The organism is Klebsiella sp. JN_Kp126 (genome assembly GCF_033843325.1).
GTDB lineage: Bacteria > Pseudomonadota > Gammaproteobacteria > Enterobacterales > Enterobacteriaceae > Klebsiella > Klebsiella michiganensis.
In genome coordinates this window covers 25,121-43,195 of sequence record NZ_JAWXQV010000078.1, presented here as the reverse complement: position 1 = coordinate 43,195, position 18,075 = coordinate 25,121, and the positions used below count along the sequence as shown (strand labels likewise).

Genomic DNA, 18,075 nt, shown 5'->3' with positions numbered 1-18,075 from the left:
CATCGGGCACCACCTTACAGCTGCTCGAGCGACAACAGCTCTTCAATGGTCTGGCGACGACGGATCAGCCGCGCTTTGCCGTTGTCGAACAGCACTTCCGGCAGCAGCGGACGGCTGTTGTAGTTAGAAGACATCGACGCGCCGTAAGCGCCGGTATCGTGCAGCACCAGATAATCCCCCGGCGCCACCGCAGGCAGCAGGCGGGTTTCCACTTTCCCCCCCTCCTGCTGGGTAAATACATCACCCGATTCGCACAGCGGCCCGGCCACTACGGTTTCAACCTCCGCCGCGGCGCGCAGATCGCGGCCGTCCGCGGCGAGAGCGGTAATATGGTGATAGCTGCCGTACATCGCCGGGCGCATCAAATCATTAAAACCGGCGTCAATCAGCACGAAGTGGCGGCTGCCCATCTCCTTCACGCTGCGAACCTGAGAAACCAGCACGCCGGACTCCGCCACCAGGAAGCGACCCGGTTCGATCTCAAGCGCGACCGGATGGCCCAGATGTTTAGCGATCTGCTCGCGCGCCGCGTTCCACAGGCCGAAGTAGTGATCGGTATCGATCGCCTCTTCATCTTCGTGATACGGGATCGACAGTCCGCCGCCGGCGGAGATCGCCTGCAGATCCTGCCCGAATTCAACAACCTGACGCACCATCGCGCCGCAGACCTGTTCCAGGTGACCATAGTCGACCCCAGAACCGATATGCATGTGAATCCCCACCAGCTGGAGCTGATAGCGACGCATCACTTCCAGCGCCGCCGTTAAATGGCTGTGCCAGATCCCGTGCTTGCTGTTCTCGCCGCCGGTATTGGTTTTTTGGCTGTGGCCGTGGCCGAAGCCCGGGTTAACCCGCAGCCAGACGCGGTGGCCCGGAGAGACTTCGCCCAGCTGGCTCAGCATATCAATTGAGCCGGCGTTGACCGGGATCTGCAGCTCTTTAACCCGCGCCAGGGTTGCATCGTCGATCAGATCGGCGGTAAAGACGATATCTTCCGGATGCTGATGCGGATCGTACCCGGCCGCCAGCGCGCGCTCGATCTCGCCCAGCGACACCGAATCCACCTTCACGCCCTGCTCGCGCATCAGGCGCAGAATATGGATATTGGAGCAGGCCTTCTGCGCAAAACGCACCACGTCGAACTGGCTCAATTGGGCAATCTGGCGGCGGATAATCTGCGCGTCGTAAACCCAAACCGGGCAGCCGAATTCGGCGGGCAGACGCAGCAGGTTTTCTGCGCTCAGGTCGGTATCGGTAGCGTAAAGCGAGTGTGGCATAAGGAACTCCGGTGCTGTGTGTGCGTTATTTCTGTTTTTTACGATTACGCCACAGCGCGTACGCAATAAAAAATATCGTTTTATTGCCACTCTATGCAAAAATGATATGGCTTGCGCCACTTAAGGAACCCCCATGCCCGCCGTCAACCTGCGTCATATTGAAATCTTTCATGCGGTGATGACCACCGGCAATCTGACCGAGGCCGCACGCATGCTGCATACCTCGCAGCCCACCGTCAGCCGCGAGCTGGCGCGTTTTGAAAAGGTGCTGGGGTTGACGCTATTCTCCCGCACGCGCGGGCGCCTGCAGCCTACGGTTCAGGGATTACGTCTGTTTGAAGAGGTGCAGCGATCCTGGTACGGTCTGGACAGAATCGTCAGCGCCGCGGAAAGCCTGCGCGAGTTCCGCCAGGGCGAGCTGTCGATAGCCTGTCTGCCGGTCTTCTCCCAATCGCTATTGCCGCTGCTGCTGGCGCCGTTTTTAGCGCGCTACCCGCAGGTGAATATTCAGATTGTGCCGCAAGAGTCGCCGCTGCTGGAGGAGTGGTTGTCGGCCCAGCGCCACGACTTAGGGATCACGGAAACGCTGCATACGCCGGCGGGGACTCAGAGGACGGAGCTGCTCTCTCTCAATGAAGTTTGCGTGCTTCCTCAAAATCATCCGCTGTGCGGGAAAAGCCTGTTAACGCCACAGGATTTCCAGGGAGAAAACTATATCAGCCTGTCGCGAACCGATAGCTACCGCCAATTACTCGACACGCTCTTCAACGAACATCAGGTCAAACGCCGAATGGTTATTGAAACACACAGCGCAGCCTCTATTTGCGCCATGGTGCGTGCTGGGCTGGGTATTTCTGTTGTTAACCCACTGACCGCGCTGGACTATGCTCATAGCGGTATAGCTGTACGTCCTTTTAGTATTTCGGTCCCCTTCACCGTCAGCCTGATTCACCCGCAGCATCGTCCGACATCAGCCCTGGTTGAAGTCTTCAGCCGCCATTTAATCAGTGAAATTCCAAATATCGTCTCCTCATTTAACAAATTAATAAACAAATCCTAAAATAACGCCAGCAGCATAAATAGCTTAGATGTTATATAGGTGTATTAGTTAAATTAAACCGCACAGCGAAATAAGATTTATCGTCACGTCAAATGACATTAAAAGCATTCGCGAAAGTTATTTTAAAAATATTAAATTTCTATTTAATATTTTTTAAGTCCACTCATCTATTCCTCCTGATATATACTGCAGCCACATTCATAAGGCATATCAACAGACTCGTTGACGAATAATCACTTCCGCCGCCTGAATGAAAACCTTTCGCGATGCATGAATGCGTTGAGCATTATTATGTTAAGGACTAACAAATGAAAAAGACTCTTCTGGCCTTTATTCTCGCGACCTGCGCTTCCTCCGCGCTTGCCGCCCCCACTGCCGTATTAAAAGTCAAAGGCGTATTAACCAATGCCGCCTGCTCCCCTGAACTCAGCCAGGGCGGTATCGTTGACTATGGCACCATTCACACCTCCGAGCTTTCCGACTCCGCCGTTAACCAGTTAGGGCAGAAAACCATCGATCTCACCATTACCTGCGACGCGGCAACCAAAATCTCCTGGAACCTCGTTGATGACCGCGTGGACAGCCGCGCCGGCATTACCGTCAACAACGGCAACGCCACCGGCGGCTCCGTATCGGACGCCAGCCAGACCTACGGCGTCGGCATGGCAAAAGAGGTGGCTATTGGTAACTACTCCCTGTTCGTTAACGTCGGCAGCGTGGTGGCCGATACCAACAAAGTCGACGCCATCGTGATGGACGGCAACAACAGCGTATGGACCAAAAGCACCGACGGCTTAACCGCCGGCCTAAACAGCCGCGATTTCACCGTCGCCACCTCCGGCAGCCTGGAGCCGCTGGCCTTTACCAGCGCCACCTTCCCGCTGGTCACCTCGCTGGCGATTCAGGACACCAAAACCCTCGCCATCACCGACGACACCGATCTCAGCGGCCAGCTGACGATTAGCCTGCGCTATCTGTAAGGCTCTCCGGAATCTATTACGTTAAGGAATAACCGATGAAAAAAACGCTGATTGCCGCCGCGCTGGTACTCTTTACCGGCTCCGCGCTGGCTGAACAGAATGCGGTATTGCAGGTTCAGGGGAAGCTAACCGCGGCTTCCTGTACGCCGGAATTAAGCAACGGGGGCGTCATTGATTATGGCTATATTCACCTCAGCACACTTTCTCCTACAGAAGTTAACCCGCTGGGCTTTAAAGATATTGAATTAACTATCAATTGCACAGCACCGACCAAAGTGGCCTGGACGTCAGCGGATAATGAAACTGACAGTCAGCCCTCCCCGCCTATAAACGTCATCACGACTTCAGGTTCAATGGCATCTCCCCCAACCTATCAGGCCTATGGGGTGGGTAAAACTGAGGATGGCGTGGCTATTGGTAACTACGCTTTTTTCACGGATCAGAGCCCAACTTACGATGGTAACGTCGGCAGTATTATTTATCATAATCCTGACTGGGGCTCTGCGCGTTGGAGTGCGGGTCCCCCCTCGCTAAGAAACGATGGATACTCATTGATATCCGTTGCATCTCCAGACACTTTAGAACCTATCGCCTTTAGTCGCGCGGTTTTTAAACTGTCCGCGACACTGTCGATAAAAGACACGACCTCGTTAAATATTAAGGACGATACCGAGCTGAAAGGGCAGGCAACCTTCACATTGCGTTATTTATAATATTTTATTGCCATTACGGGTGGAATAACGCCATTCCACCTGTTTAAAACCGACGGACACGGAGTGTCTTTTTCATTCAAGGAGCACACTATGAATTGGTTAACTATTTTTTTGCGTAAGGCTATGTTCCTGGCATTAACGCTTTCTCTTCCTCTAACTGTTAATGCCGCAGGTATGGTTCCAGAGACCAGCTTATTAGTCATTGACGAAGCCACCCACAGCGGTACGATAAACGTTAAAAACACCGATAATACACCCGCGCTATTATATACGACGGTGGTTAATCTTCCCGACGACAATAATGGCATAAAACTTATTCCAACCCAGCCGGTAGTCCGCCTGGAACCCGGTCAAACCCAGCAGCTGCGCTTTATTCTGCAAAACGAGGCGCCTCTCGACGTGGAACATTACAAACGCGTCACCTTTGAAGGTATTCCGCCGAAAAGTGACGATAAGAAAGTTAAAATTGGGATCAATATTCGCCAGGATATCCCAGTATTAATTCGTCCGGCGAAACTTCCCGTGGTCACAGATGCCTGGAAAACCCTTCAGTGGTCCGGTTCCGGTACGACGGCAAAAGTCACTAACCCGAGCAAATACGTGGTCAGGCTGGCACAGAACGTGATCTTCCAGCCCTCCGGTATCGCGGGGAATATTAAAAAAACCTATATCCTACCCGGCGAGTCGCTGAACATTGCGCTCACCAAAAGCATTAGCGGCAGTAATAAGGTGAAATTCTTCCCGGCCAGCCGCTACGGCGTTGAAGTACCGAGTTTTGTCGCCGATTTCAATGCGAAGTAGGTTACTGAGTGATGCATAAAAAAAGCCTCCTCAGCTATTTTGTCGCGAGCGCGCTGTATGGCGCACTGGCACTTATGTATACCTCCCACGCCAGCGCCCGTGAGGTGACGTTTGACACCGGTATCCTGCACTCACGCGGCCTCAGTACCGATCTCAACCGCTACTTTGCCGAAACGCCCCGCTATTTGCCGGGCGTACACTCCGTGCAGGTGGTGGTCAATGGCAAAAATCGCGGTACCGCCGCGGTACGCTTTGGAGAAGACGGCACGCTATGCATTGATAATGACTTTCTGGATTTTGCCGGGTTGATGCCCGTACCGCTAAAAGCGGCTGAAGCCTGCCACAATATTCGCGACGACTACGCACAGGCGGTGGTGAACGCCCTGCCCGGGCAGAACAGCGTTGAGCTTTATCTGCCGCCGGAAGCGCTTAATGGCCTGAACGGCGAGGTTAAAAACTTCCAGCACGGCGGCACCGCGGGCATGCTCAACTACTCACTGTTCAGCACACGCAGTGAATACCAGGGTAGCGAAAGCAACAACTACTCGCAGGCCAGCCTCGAAGGCGGGTTTAACGTTGCCGAATGGGCGCTGCGCAGCCGCTACATCATGACCGACGATGACGGCGATAAAAACGCCGAGAGCATTTACACCTACGCCGAGCACGTTTTCGCGGCGCAGAAAATGACCATGCAGGTCGGCGAAATCAACGCCAGCTCAGACGTTCTGAGCGGCATGCCGATTACGGGCGTTCAGCTCACGCCAACCAGCGCTCTGCTGAGCAGCGGCAATGGCGTAAGCGTCTCAGGTATCGCCCGCACCTCACAGGCGCGCGTCGAAATCCGTCAGAATGGCCGCCTGGTATTTAACACTCTGGTACCTGCCGGCCCCTTTACGCTGGACTATGTGCCGGCGGTACGCAGCAACGTCGACCTTGAAGTCACCGTCATTGAATCTGATGGCGCATCCAACCGCTTTATCGTACCGGCCTCCGCCGTGAGGGCGCAGCAGCTGGCTCGTCCCCAGGGGCTTTCCGCTTCCGTGGGGCGGGTGCGGAATATTGATGGTGATTATGATGACCCTTGGGTTTTCAACATTTCCGATGGCTGGCGAATGCTACCCCGCCTGAACTTTTATGCATCAGGCGCGCTGACTCAGGATTATCAGGCGACCGGCGCGCGGACAGAAATTCTGCTGACCGATAGCTGGAGTGTCTCCACCAGCCTTGCCGGGAGCCGGGCGCAGTTTGGCGATAACAACAGCGGTCTCAAAACCGAAATACAAAGCACTCTCTCTTTGAGCGACACGTTGAACTTAGCGAATAGTATCGCCCACTATAGCGGCGGCTATCGTGAACTGGCTGACGCCCTCAACGATGATTTCCAGCCTTACAACAATAGCTACTCTACCAACCTGAACTGGTCCTCCGGGTTACTCGGTACCTTCAGCATCAGTTTCAACTATAACCAGGCCAGCGGCGTCGGTGAAGACTCCCGCTACGTGCTGGCTTCATGGGGTAGAACTTTTAAATATGCCTCGGTATCCGTCAACTGGCAAAGCTCGGTCGGCAATACTAACGACGCCCAGGACGACGATATGCTTTACGTTAACCTGAGCATTCCACTCGGCGGCTCTCAGAACATCAGTTCCTATATGCGCAATCAGGACAACCGCACCAGCTACGGCGTGCAGAACTCCGGGCCCCTGTCAGCGCATACCAATTACTATATCTCAGCCGACCGCGACAACGACAGCAACGAGAACAGCTTTAACGGCAACATCAGTAGCAACCTTCACTACACGCAGCTCAGCCTGGGCGGCGGCAGTAACGGCAATAGCCAGCGCAACTATAACGCCGCACTGACAGGCGGTATTGCGGTACACAAAAGCGGCGTGACCTTTACTCCGTACCCCATTCACGACACTTTTGCCATTGCGAAGCTGAACGAAGACAAAGCCGGGGTGGAAATCAATACGCCGCAGGGCACCGTCTGGACCGATAAGTGGGGTCAGGCAGTGATCCCGGGGCTTAATGAGTGGCGCAATTCACGCATTGAGATTGATGCCAACAAGCTGCCGCAAAGTATGACCCTGGCCAACGGCACCAAGTACATTGCCGCCGCGCATGCTTCGGTGAGCGAAGTGAACTTTAAGGTGCTTAACAGCCGCCGCGTCATGCTTCGGGTTGAAAAGGTCGATGGAAGCGCGCTGCCAAAAGGGTTGTCCATTGTGGATGAAAAAGGTCATTACGTCGTCACCAGCGTCGATGACGGACACGTTTTCCTTAACGACGTAGAGCAAGTGAGCACCCTATACGCCATGGACAATGACAATAATCGAATTTGTAAGATTGCCTGGAGCTTGAGTGATAAACGCGATGAAGAGGCGTTTTACGAGGAGGCCAACGGAGAATGCCGATGAAAAACTGTATCAAATATCTGCTTATCGGCAGCGGGCTGGCGGTTTGCGCATTTGCCCACGCGGAAGATAACGACTGCCAGATAACCGTTTCTCAGACCGAGATAAACTACTCCCGGCTTCGGCGCGAAGATATTATCACCACGCAGCAAAGCTGGAACAAAATGCCCGAGCGTGAAGTTACCATCAGCGCGTCATGCCCGGAACAGCGGCAGATGGGAGTTCAGGTATTAGGCATGGCGGGCGAAAAAGGCCGTTTTCAGTTTGGACAGAAAGGCGGCGTGGCCTTTAAAGTTAGCGAGGTAACGGTAGACGGCAAACCGTACCGCGTCGGTAAAACGGTCGATCAAATTAACCTCACGCCGGAGAGCGGGTCTGCTACCTCACTGTATATCCACAATAACGACACCGTAGTCGCGGTGGACAACAACGCCGTGCCAACAGGTAGGCATATAAGCTTTACCGTGACGCTGTTCCCTGTGCTCAACGAGGCAGCGTTTAGCGGAAATAACGATGAAACGCAGCTAGTGTCGGATATCACCTGGCAGCTGCTGACGCGGCAAAAATAGCGCGGGTAGTATTGGATGACGGCGCTTGCATGTCTTATCGATCCACGACCTTGCACTCACAGGCCGGACAAGCGCGAAGCCTCATCCGGCCCCCACCTCACGACAGCATAAACTCCACCGCGTCCGCCGCGTGGATCGCGGCCGTATCAAACACCGGCAGCGGGCTGCTCTCTTCCGGCACCAGCAGGCCGATTTCGGTACAGCCGAAAATCACCCCTTCCGCCCCCTGCTCCGCCAGGAGCTCGATGACCTGAAGATAGTAGTCGCGTGAATGCTCGCTAAACACGCCGAGGCACAGTTCATCAAAAATGATCTGGTTAATCCGCTCGCGATCTTCAGCCTCCGGGATCAGCGTGTCGATAGCGAACTGCTGCTGCAGGCGCCCGCGATAAAAATCCTGCTCCATGGTATAGCGGGTCCCTAATAGCGCAACGCGGTTCTGCCCTTTCGCGGTAATCGCCCGTCCGGTCGCGTCGGCAATATGCAAAAACGGCACATCGCAGCGCGTTTCAATCGCCTGCGCGACTTTATGCATGGTGTTGGTACACAGGACAATCCCCTCTGCGCCCGCCTGCTGCAGGCCGGCCGCCGCCTGGGCGAGGATCTCGCCCGCGCGCTGCCAGTCGCCGCTTGACTGGCAGGCTTCAATTTCGTGGAAATCCACGCTGTGCAGCAGCAGGCTGGCGGAGTGCAGGCCGCCGAGGCGCGCTTTAATACCTTCGTTAATCAGCCGGTAGTAAGGAATCGTCGATTCCCAGCTCATGCCGCCTAACAGACCAATCGTTTTCATCATCCCTCCTTGTGTGAGGTTTTCAGTAAAACAAAGTTGTGATCGACTTTCCACTTCTCCCGACGATCGTTTCCTTTTAGAAGATTATGCGATAGATTAAATGAAACATTGTTTCATTTAATTACAGGACCAGCGGATGTTTATTTTTCATAAAGAGACCACCCTTGAAGATCTGGGCAATGGCGTCACCCGCCGCATCCTTGCGCACGATGGCAAGATGATGGCGGTTGAAGTGAACTTCGAAGCGGGCGCTATCGGGCCGATGCATAATCACCCGCACGAGCAGCTCACCTATGTGCTCTCCGGCGAGTTTGAGTTCACCATCGGTGATGAAAAGCACGTGGTCAGCGCCGGCGATACGCTCTATAAGAAGCCGGAAATTATGCACGGCTGCGTCTGCCTGAAGCCGGGCACGCTTCTTGATACCTTTACTCCCGTTCGTCAGGATTTTCTGCAAAAGTAATCTCTCCTGCCCCAGGGCATGCCAGGCGTGCCCACCATTTTCTGAACTTTTCCGCTACTAATAATTGTCATAAAGTATGTCGTAGCATAATGATTAGCAGAGCAATTAATCCCGCCTGAATAGCCTCACTGCACCTGCCGCTCATCCTTTTCTATGACCTGGCTTCCTGCAAAATGCGCGCGGCAGCACCTTTTTGAAACATCGTTTCGACTTTGATCACATTTCCGCGATCAACCGAATGACTCCGTAATAAATAGCAATAAAATAAAATTAAAACGGCGTTTTACAAAATCAGGACGCCGGGTAAGACAAAATCAAAAAACAGATATTCTCCAGGGACGACAAGCGCGCAAAAGCGCTCAACACACGCACCGTTAACAAGGAATGCTTTACCGCTGACATACCAGGAACGCATTAACTTTCCGGCGGCACGGGCCGCGGGAAAGGCAGTAACCCCGAATCCGTATTACAAACTCGTAAGCCAGGTAGGTATGTATGAATGAAAACAGAATGCTGGGATTGGCATGGATATCCCCCTATATCATAGGGTTGATAGTCTTTACCGCCTTTCCCTTTGTTTCATCTTTCTTCCTCAGTTTCACTGAGTACGATTTGATGAGTCCACCGGTGTTTAACGGCATCGAAAACTATCGCTACATGCTGACCGAAGATGGCCTCTTCTGGAAATCGATGGGCGTAACGTTTGCGTATGTCTTTTTAACCATCCCGTTAAAGCTGGCTTTCGCGCTGGGGATCGCTTTTGTCCTCAACTTTAAGCTGCGCGGCATCGGTTTTTTCCGTACCGCCTACTATATCCCGTCCATTCTCGGTAGCTCGGTGGCGATCGCCGTTCTGTGGCGCGCGCTGTTTGCTATCGACGGCCTGCTGAACAGCTTTATCGGCGTACTTGGCTTCGACCCGGTCAACTGGCTCGGCGAGCCTTCGCTGGCCCTGATGTCCGTCACCCTGCTGCGCGTCTGGCAGTTCGGTTCGGCGATGGTCATCTTCCTTGCGGCGCTGCAGAACGTTCCGCAATCACAATATGAAGCGGCGATGATCGATGGCGCGTCAAAATGGCAGATGTTTATGAAGGTCACGGTGCCGCTGATCACGCCGGTGATTTTCTTCAACTTCATCATGCAGACCACTCAGGCGTTCCAGGAGTTTACCGGCCCGTACGTCATCACCGGCGGCGGCCCAACCTACTCCACCTATCTGTTCTCGCTCTATATCTACGACACCGCCTTTAAGTACTTCGATATGGGCTACGGCGCGGCGCTGGCGTGGGTACTGTTCCTGGTGGTCGCGGTCTTTGCCGCCATTGCGTTTAAGTCTTCAAAATATTGGGTGTTCTACTCCGCCGATAAGGGAGGCAAAAATGGCTGATATCCAACAAATCTCTGAAGCAAGGGACATCGCCGAACGTGAAGTCGCGCGGACGCTGCGTCGTGAAAAAGTCAGCCGCTCGATTCGCTACGTGATCCTGCTGTTCGTCGGCCTGCTGATGCTCTACCCGCTGGTATGGATGTTCTCGGCGTCGTTCAAACCAAACCACGAGATCTTCACCACCCTGAGCCTGTGGCCTGCCCACGCGACATGGGATGGCTTTATCAACGGCTGGAAAACCGGCACCGAGTACAACTTCGGTCACTACATGCTGAACACCTTCAAGTATGTGATCCCGAAAGTGCTGCTGACCATTATCTCCTCCACCATCGTGGCCTACGGCTTTGCCCGCTTCGAGATCCCATGGAAGAAATTCTGGTTCGCCACGCTGATCACCACCATGCTCCTGCCGAGCACCGTACTGCTGATCCCGCAGTACCTGATGTTCCGTGAAATGGGCATGCTGAACAGCTATCTGCCGCTGTACCTGCCGCTGGCCTTCGCCACTCAGGGGTTCTTCGTCTTTATGCTGATTCAGTTCCTGCGCGGCGTTCCGCGCGACATGGAAGAAGCGGCGCAGATTGACGGCTGCAACTCCATTCAGGTGCTGTGGTACGTGGTGGTGCCGATTCTGAAACCGGCGATTATCTCGGTGGCGCTGTTCCAGTTCATGTGGTCCATGAACGACTTTATCGGTCCGCTGATTTACGTCTACAGCGTGGATAAATACCCCATCGCGCTGGCGCTGAAAATGTCCATCGACGTCACGGAAGGCGCTCCGTGGAACGAAATTCTGGCAATGGCGAGCATCTCCATTCTGCCGTCCATCATCGTGTTCTTCCTGGCACAACGCTACTTCGTACAGGGCGTTACCAGCAGCGGAATTAAAGGTTAAGAGGGAAATATCATGGCTGAAGTTATTTTCAACAAACTGGAAAAAGTCTACTCCAACGGCTTCAAGGCGGTACATGGTATCGATCTGAAAATCGCGGACGGCGAGTTTATGGTTATCGTTGGGCCGTCCGGCTGCGCCAAATCCACTACCCTGCGCATGCTGGCCGGTCTGGAAACCATCAGCGGCGGCGAAGTGCGGATTGGCGAGAAAATCGTGAATAACCTCGCGCCAAAAGCGCGCGGTATCGCAATGGTCTTCCAGAACTACGCGCTCTATCCGCATATGACGGTACGCGAAAACCTTGCCTTCGGCCTGAAGCTGAGCAAGCTGCCGAAAGATCAGATTGAGGCCCAGGTAAACGAAGCGGCGAAAATCCTTGAGCTGGAAGAGCTGCTGGACCGCCTGCCGCGTCAGCTCTCCGGCGGCCAGGCACAGCGCGTGGCGGTTGGCCGCGCGATTGTGAAGAAACCGGATGTATTCCTGTTCGATGAACCGCTCTCTAACCTTGACGCCAAGCTGCGCGCCTCGATGCGCATCCGTATTTCCGACCTGCATAAGCAGCTGAAGAAATCCGGTAAACCGGCGACCACCGTGTACGTTACCCACGATCAGACCGAGGCGATGACCATGGGCGACCGCATCTGCGTGATGAAGCTGGGCCATATCATGCAGGTGGATACCCCGGACAACCTCTATCACAAGCCGAAAAACATGTTTGTGGCCGGGTTTATCGGCGCGCCGGAGATGAATATTCGTCCCAGCAAGCTGGTTGAGCAAGCGGGTCGCCTGCATCTGACCGTTGGCGACGGGCTGCTGCCGCTAAACGACAGATTGCAGAGTAAGGTCGAGACCCATAAGAACCAGCAGGTGTTCTTTGGCGTCCGCCCGGAGTTCGTCTCCATCTCCGATGAACCGTTTGCTGAAGGCTCCTGCGCCGGTGAAATGGTGCGGGTGGAAAACATGGGCCATGAATTCTTCGTCTACCTGAAGGTTGCCGATTATGAACTGACCGCCCGCGTGCCGTCCGATGAAGCAAAGCCAATGATTGAGAAAGGGCTTCATCGCACGGTGCATTTCAAGTTCGATCTCAACAAGTGTCATATCTTTGACGCCAAAACTGAACAGAACATCTCTCTGTGAACCCTGGAGTATTAAAATGAAAAAAGTGCTTTTAAGCGCCGCAATCTCCGCAACTTTGGGCCTTACCGCGTTACCTTCCATGGCGAAGGATGTCGACCTGCGTATGTCATGGTGGGGCGGCAACGGCCGCCACCAGGTAACCCTGAAGGCGCTGGAAGAGTTTCATAAACAAAACCCGGATATTAACGTTAAAGCGGAATATACCGGCTGGGACGGCCATCTTTCGCGCCTGACCACGCAAATCGCCGGCGGCACGGAGCCGGACGTGATGCAAACTAACTGGAACTGGCTGCCGATCTTCTCGAAAAACGGCGAAGGCTTCTACGATCTGAATAAGATGAAGGACGTAATCGACCTGAGCCAGTTTGATGCCAAAGAGCTGCAAACCACCACGGTGGACGGCAAGCTTAACGGTATCCCTATTTCCGTCACCGCGCGCGTGTTCTACTTCAACGACGAGACCTGGAAAAAAGCCGGCGTCGAGTACCCGAAAACCTGGGACGAGCTGATGGCGGCGGGTAAAACCTTTGAGAGCAAGCTGGGTAAACAGTATTACCCGGTGGTGCTGGAGCACCAGGACACCCTGGCGCTGCTCAATTCATATATGATTCAGAAGTACAACCAGCCGGCTATCGACGAAAAAACCAAGAAATTCTCCTACAGCAAAGAGCAGTGGGTCGAATTCTTCCAGATGTATAAAAAGCTTATCGACAGCCACGTCATGCCGGACACCAAGTACTATGCCTCGTTCGGTAAGAGCAATATGTATGAAATGAAGCCGTGGATTCAGGGCGAGTGGGCGGGGACCTATATGTGGAACTCCACCATAAACAAATACTCCGACAACCTGAAGCCGCCGGCGAAGCTGGAGCTGGGCAGCTATCCGATGCTGCCGGGCGCCACCGACGCGGGTCTGTTCTTTAAACCTGCGCAGATGCTCTCCATTGGTAAATCCACCACAAATCCGGAAGCGGCGGCGAAGGTGATCAACTTCCTGCTGAACAGCAAAGAAGGCGTTGAGACGCTGGGACTTGAGCGCGGCGTGCCGCTGAGCAAAGTCGCGGTGCAATACCTGACCGAAAACGGCGCGATCAAAGAGGACGATCCGGCGGTATCGGGCCTGCGCCTGGCGCAGTCCCTGCCGGCCAAACTCTCGGTGTCGCCGTACTTTGACGACCCGCAGATCGTCGCCCAGTTTGGCACCTCTCTGCAGTACATCGACTACGGGCAGAAAACCGTAGAAGAGACGGCAATTGACTTCCAGCGTCAGTCTGACCGCATCCTGCGCCGCGCGATGCGCTAACAACCCGTTATCGGTCCCTACCCCGCAGCTCCGGCTGCGGGGTATTTTTTTAGCAAGGAGTGAATGAATCATGAAAGGCAAAATCATCCCGCTGAGCTTTCTGCATACGCAGGACAGCGAAACCGGTCACCAGGTGATCCGGATGACGCCACCGCATGTTATCTGCCACCGCAACTACTTCTATCAAAAATGCTTTACCCGGGACGGCAGCAAGCTGATTTTCGGCGGCGCGTTTGAAGGCCACTGGAACTACTATTTACTCGATATCGCCGGCCAGCAGGCCACCCAGCTCACCGACGGGCCGGGCGATAACACCTTTGGCGGTTTCCTTTCCGCCGACGACCGGTCGCTGTGGTACGTGAAAAACAACCAGCAGCTGCGCCGCGTGGATCTGGCCTCGCTGGAGGAGCAGGTGGTGTATCAGGTGGATGACCAATGGGTGGCCTACGGGACCTGGGTCGCCAATAGCGATTGCAGCCAGATGGTGGGTATCGAAATCAAAAAAAGCGACTGGCAGCCGCTGACCGACTGGGGCAAGTTCCGCGCATTCTACTTCACCGAGCCGGAGTGCCGGCTGATTAATATCGACCTGCGCAGCGGCGAGCAGCGCGTGATATTGCAGGAAAAACGCTGGCTCGGCCACCCGATTTACCGCCCGTTTGATGACAGCACCATCGCCTTCTGCCACGAAGGCCCGCGCGATGCTATCGATGCCCGAATGTGGCTTATCAACGCTGACGGCAGCCATATGCGCAAGGTTCGCCAGCACCGGTCGGGAGAGAGCTTTACCCACGAATTCTGGGTGCCGGATGGATCCGCGCTTTACTATGTCGCGCATCAGGAAAACGATCCGCATCGCTATCTGTATCGCGCCGACCCGGCAACGCTGGAAAATCGCCAGCTGATGTCCATTCCCCCCTGCTCACATCTGATGAGCAATCACGATGGCACCCTGGTAGTCGGCGACGGCGCGCCGCACAGCACCGGCGATATACAGCTTAACGATCCGTTTATCTGGGTGTTTGATATTGCCGCCGATAAGCAGACTGCGGTGTGCCGCCACGACTCCACCTGGAAAGTGATTGAAGGCGAGCGCCAGGCGACGCATCCGCATCCGTCATTTTCACCGGATAACCGCTGGGTGCTGTTTACCTCCGATAAAGAGGGTATGCCGGCGCTGTATCTGGCGGAGGTGTAGTGATTCGGCAACATCCCGGCTCGCGCGGTGCTTAGCCGGGCTACCGCTCTCTGCGGGCCGGTAGCCCGGACAGATGCGCAAGCATCGCCTCCGGGACATTATGCCTCTCTGCGCGCTGCTCCCGGGGGCGGCGCAAAGCGCCTGCCCGGGCTACAGCCGTCTGCGACCCGGGAAGACCGTCAGAAGAAATATTTAAACCGCACCCGCGCGCCGTAGCGTTCATCGGTATTGCCGCTTTTCGCTGCCGATGAATCGAGCCATGACGCATAGGCTCCGAGATAAATATTAAAGTTCGGCATATCCATAATATTCGGCAGATGCCATGAGGTATGAATGGTGTGAATGTCGTAGCGCCCCGGCGCCAGAATCGCGCAGTCGCTATCGCACTCCGCGTTGACGCCGGACATATTAAACTGGTCGATTTTGTTATGCGCATAGATATAGCCCAGCTCCACGCGATGCCATAACGCATTGATACCGGCGCTGAAATCCTTTTCGTCCGCCGCGTCCAGATACGCGGTGCTTAAGTTCACCACCGCCCCGTCCTCGGCATCGGTTTTCAGCGTGTTCCAGCTCATCGTCATGCCGTAGCCGGTGCGGCTGGACTGATCGACCCAACGTCCATTCTGATTCTCATAACCGTAAGCATTATTAACGAGGTTACTCTCCATCGCCGCCGCCACCGACCAGGCGCCGGATTGCCAGGCCGCGACCGGACGCACGTAAACCACATTTTTACGGTTATCCAGCGCGTTGCCGTGATAATTCTGGTCCACGAACAGCGAGCTGCCGTCCTCCACCAGCGTATTCACCTCAAAATACCAGTTATCGAGATTTTTACTCAGCAGGAAGTTGCCGCCGCTGCTGCTGCGTCCGCGCCCCTCTTTCATCATATAAATATAGCCGTAGCCGTCGCTATACAGATCGTTCGCCGTGTTGCCGGAATATTCAACAAACGTATCCTGATTAAGCGGGAACATATCGTAGGCTTCGAAGCGACCGATTTTAATTTTCCAGTCGTCCTGCTGACCGAAGAAAAAGGCTGCATCATCAAGATTCATTTTACCGTTCATATCCGCCAGCGGCTGCACGCTGAATCCGGCATATTTACCGTTAGCCCCTTTGCGTAATCCATCAAAGCCGAGAAGAATACGGCCATTAATATCCCAGCGCTCTTTATCTCCCGGCGCCCAGTTTTTATTGGCGCTGGTTTTCACCGACGTCAGGCTACCGGTGCGGCTGGCGCCGTCCATATTAAACTCAACGTCGCCATAGAATTTTAATTCACCATAATCATTAAGTTGTAAAGCGGGTTTAGCCGGTGCGGCGCTGGCCACCGTCGTCGCTTGTGCCTCCTGTTTTTTTAGCGCGCGGATTTCCGCCTCCGCGCTGGCCGCCCGCTGCTCTGTCGCCTTTAGCCGTTGTTCCATTTGCGCCAGCCGCTCCTCAAGGGATAACGGCGCCTGAGCATTAGCCAGAGGGGTAAATAAAGACGTCAGAACACACCCGACCCAGATTTTATTCATCGGAATAACCCTTTATTATTTAGTTAAATAGTATTTTTTATTTATGGGTAAAGCTCGACGACAGTGACAATAATAACCCGCCCATCGTCGAAGACGGGTTATTAACAACTATTCAGTAAAACTTATTCCAGCTGCCAGGCGCCGGCTTCGGTTAAATAAGCCGAACCGCTCCAGGCAAATAAAGCCAATTCGCGACGATCGGCATCCGGATATATACGACTGCTAAGACAGGCCTCGCCATCATTAACAAACACTTCGACGGAAGAGCTATCGAAGAATATCCTTAGCTGCAGATCGGCGCTTTCGTTCAACGGGACGCTGCGGGTGCCGCACAGGCCATACTGCGGATAGTGCCGCTCGAGCACCAGGCGCTGCATCTGCGCATCCACGTAAACGCGCAGACCTTCGCCGAAGCTGAGGCCATACTGCTCGGCGCTGCTGTTCAGGCCATCCCAGTGCAGGATCACCTCCATCGCTTCGCAGTTCTCCACCATCGTGGTCTGCTGGTTTTTCAGGGTCGTCACCGGCCACGGGAAGCTGGCGCCGCGCATGCTCTCGACCTCTTTCGCCGGACGCATCTGCAGTCGATTATCCGCGCTCAGGCTCAGTTCACGCGGCAGCGACAGCATGCCTGCCCAGCCGTCCTGCTGCTCCGGCAGCGGCGACTCCCACATATCCAGCCAGCCGATGACAATGCGGCGGCCGTCGGGAGTGAGGAAGCTTTGCGGGGCATAAAAGTCGTGGCCGTGATCCATTTCCACAAACTCGCCCTCACGCACAAACGCCTGCCCCGGCCGCCATTCACCGAGCAGATAGCCGCTCTGGAACAGGTTGCGGTTTTGATAGCCTTTAGCCGCCAGCCCCTGCGGAGAGAACATCAGAATATGCTTGCCGTTGAGGGCGAAGAAATCCGGGCATTCCCACATGTAGCCCATCTCTTTTTCCGCCTCATCAAGGACGCCGGCATCCTGCCACTGGCGCAGATCGGCTGAACGATACAGCCGCACCTGGCCGGTGTCGCCATCGCGAGCGCCAACGATCATGTACCAGCTGTCCCCTTCTCGCCACACTTTCGGGTCGCGGAAATGGTGCATGCCCGGCGGGGTGTCGACCACGATCCCCTGGCGCTCGAAGTGAATGCCGTCGCGGCTGGTGGCCAGACATTGCACCTGATACAGGTTGGCTTCATCGCTGGGATCGCCATGAAATTTATGCCCGGTATAAATCAATGCCAGCGTATCGCCATCCACCACCGCGGAGCCGGAGAAGCAGCCGTCTTTATCCTCCGGGCCTTCCGGGGCCAGCGCCACCGGCAGATGCTCCCAGTGCACCAGATCTTTACTGCGCGCGTGGCCCCAGTGCATCGGCCCCCATTTGGTGGAGTACGGATGGTGCTGGTAAAACGCGTGGTACCAGCCGTCAAACCAGACCAGGCCATTGGGATCGTTGATCCAGCCCGCACGGGCGGCCAGGTGATAGCGCGGATACCAGCGCAGGTTCAGCTGTTCATGTTTAGCCTGCAGTTCTTGCTCAGCCCGGGAAATTGAATACGTCATA

At 54.9% G+C, this 18,075-nt stretch carries 16 protein-coding genes; 12 read left to right on the top strand and 4 right to left on the bottom strand.

Annotated features, from left to right (window positions below; genetic code table 11):
• Positions 1–14: 14 nt before the first annotated feature.
• The gene (gene lysA, locus SIK97_RS18520) at positions 15–1,277 is read right to left on the bottom strand and encodes a diaminopimelate decarboxylase (protein ID WP_025107409.1); all 1,263 of its coding nucleotides are present in this window, start codon (positions 1,275–1,277) and stop codon (positions 15–17) included.
• A 133-nt stretch (positions 1,278–1,410) separates the two neighbouring features.
• On the opposite strand from lysA, the gene SIK97_RS18515 reads away from it, so the two are divergent.
• The 6 genes from SIK97_RS18515 to SIK97_RS18490 all read left to right on the top strand — a co-directional run bounded on the left by SIK97_RS18515 (position 1,411) and on the right by SIK97_RS18490 (position 7,817).
• On the top strand, positions 1,411–2,337 hold the full coding sequence (locus SIK97_RS18515) for a LysR family transcriptional regulator (RefSeq protein ID WP_047722966.1): 927 nt from the start codon (positions 1,411–1,413) through the stop codon (positions 2,335–2,337).
• A gap of 308 nt (positions 2,338–2,645) precedes the next feature.
• Positions 2,646–3,317 carry a DUF1120 domain-containing protein gene (locus SIK97_RS18510; RefSeq protein WP_057173957.1) on the top strand — a complete coding sequence of 224 codons (672 nt, stop codon included), beginning with the start codon at positions 2,646–2,648 and terminating at the stop codon, positions 3,315–3,317.
• A 35-nt stretch (positions 3,318–3,352) separates the two neighbouring features.
• Complete coding sequence (locus SIK97_RS18505; protein WP_047722964.1) at positions 3,353–4,030, top strand: DUF1120 domain-containing protein; 678 nt, start codon at positions 3,353–3,355, stop codon at positions 4,028–4,030.
• A 123-nt stretch (positions 4,031–4,153) separates the two neighbouring features.
• Positions 4,154–4,831 carry a fimbria/pilus chaperone family protein gene (locus tag SIK97_RS18500; protein WP_259347305.1) on the top strand — a complete coding sequence of 226 codons (678 nt, stop codon included), beginning with the start codon at positions 4,154–4,156 and terminating at the stop codon, positions 4,829–4,831.
• Positions 4,832–4,842: 11 nt separating this feature from the next.
• The gene (locus tag SIK97_RS18495; protein ID WP_057173958.1) at positions 4,843–7,251 is read left to right on the top strand and encodes a fimbrial biogenesis usher protein; all 2,409 of its coding nucleotides are present in this window, start codon (positions 4,843–4,845) and stop codon (positions 7,249–7,251) included.
• On the top strand, positions 7,248–7,817 hold the full coding sequence (locus SIK97_RS18490; protein ID WP_319610949.1) for a hypothetical protein: 570 nt from the start codon (positions 7,248–7,250) through the stop codon (positions 7,815–7,817). Before SIK97_RS18495 ends, SIK97_RS18490 begins: the two co-directional genes overlap by 4 nt.
• 97 nt (positions 7,818–7,914) lie before the next feature.
• Here SIK97_RS18490 and SIK97_RS18485 read toward each other — a convergent pair whose 3' ends face one another.
• A complete protein-coding gene (locus tag SIK97_RS18485) occupies positions 7,915–8,607 on the bottom strand; it encodes an aspartate/glutamate racemase (protein ID WP_025107407.1) in 693 nt (230 codons plus the stop codon).
• A 136-nt stretch (positions 8,608–8,743) separates the two neighbouring features.
• Between SIK97_RS18485 and SIK97_RS18480 the strand changes: the two genes are divergently transcribed.
• The 6 genes from SIK97_RS18480 to SIK97_RS18455 all read left to right on the top strand — a co-directional run bounded on the left by SIK97_RS18480 (position 8,744) and on the right by SIK97_RS18455 (position 14,992).
• Positions 8,744–9,070, top strand: coding sequence for a cupin domain-containing protein (locus SIK97_RS18480; RefSeq protein ID WP_004853896.1), 327 nt, complete (start codon positions 8,744–8,746; stop codon positions 9,068–9,070).
• Positions 9,071–9,565: 495 nt separating this feature from the next.
• Positions 9,566–10,456, top strand: coding sequence for a carbohydrate ABC transporter permease (locus tag SIK97_RS18475; RefSeq protein WP_014226679.1), 891 nt, complete (start codon positions 9,566–9,568; stop codon positions 10,454–10,456).
• The gene (locus SIK97_RS18470; protein ID WP_014226680.1) at positions 10,449–11,351 is read left to right on the top strand and encodes a carbohydrate ABC transporter permease; all 903 of its coding nucleotides are present in this window, start codon (positions 10,449–10,451) and stop codon (positions 11,349–11,351) included. The genes SIK97_RS18475 and SIK97_RS18470 overlap by 8 nt, the downstream gene beginning before the upstream one ends.
• Positions 11,352–11,363: 12 nt before the next feature.
• The gene (locus SIK97_RS18465) at positions 11,364–12,491 is read left to right on the top strand and encodes an ABC transporter ATP-binding protein (protein ID WP_014226681.1); all 1,128 of its coding nucleotides are present in this window, start codon (positions 11,364–11,366) and stop codon (positions 12,489–12,491) included.
• A 16-nt stretch (positions 12,492–12,507) separates the two neighbouring features.
• Positions 12,508–13,794 (top strand): ABC transporter substrate-binding protein, encoded by a 1,287-nt coding sequence (locus SIK97_RS18460; protein ID WP_057173960.1) that lies wholly within the window; start codon positions 12,508–12,510, stop codon positions 13,792–13,794.
• 70 nt (positions 13,795–13,864) lie between these two features.
• A complete protein-coding gene (locus SIK97_RS18455) occupies positions 13,865–14,992 on the top strand; it encodes an oligogalacturonate lyase family protein (protein ID WP_077270593.1) in 1,128 nt (375 codons plus the stop codon).
• Positions 14,993–15,171: 179 nt separating this feature from the next.
• On the opposite strand, the gene SIK97_RS18450 is transcribed toward SIK97_RS18455, so the two are convergent.
• Complete coding sequence (locus tag SIK97_RS18450) at positions 15,172–16,518, bottom strand: carbohydrate porin (RefSeq protein WP_049078707.1); 1,347 nt, start codon at positions 16,516–16,518, stop codon at positions 15,172–15,174.
• Positions 16,519–16,640: 122 nt separating this feature from the next.
• Positions 16,641–18,074: a glycoside hydrolase family 32 protein gene (locus SIK97_RS18445; protein ID WP_049078706.1), complete on the bottom strand. Its 1,434-nt coding sequence runs from the start codon at positions 18,072–18,074 to the stop codon at positions 16,641–16,643.
• Position 18,075: the final 1 nt, after the last annotated feature.